Genomic DNA, 333 nt, shown 5'->3' on the forward strand with positions numbered 1-333 from the left:
GCTCTCGTCGCTGTAATTCGACCAGCGGAAACTGTTTTCCGACAGCATCTGCGTGCCGTTGAGCTCGATGTAGGCCACGCCCATTTCGCCGAACAGCAGCCGTTCTTCGGGGCTGATGGCGGCGGCTTTGCCGTAGGTATGCAGGAAGATCACCGTTGGCCAGCCTTCGGGCGGCGCTTCGCCGTCCGGCATCGCGTAGCTGGCCTTGCCTTCATAGTGGCGGGCGTGCTGCAGATAGCGCGCTTTGGTGGCGGCCAGGATCGATTGGTAGGTGGCGGAGTGCTGGATGCTGTTGAAGGCGTCGTCCTCCAGCAGGTTGTAGTAGTACCACAG

Annotated in this window: 1 protein-coding gene; it reads right to left on the reverse strand. The window is 61.6% G+C overall.

Going from position 1 to position 333, the window contains the following annotated elements; all coding sequences use genetic code 11:
- Positions 1-333 (reverse strand): hypothetical protein (locus KHA85_RS20740; protein WP_213186758.1); only part of this gene is annotated, 333 nt, incomplete at both ends.

It is taken from the genome of Dietzia massiliensis, assembly GCF_018390595.1.
In the GTDB taxonomy this organism is placed as follows: Bacteria; Actinomycetota; Actinomycetes; order Mycobacteriales; family Mycobacteriaceae; genus Dietzia; species Dietzia massiliensis.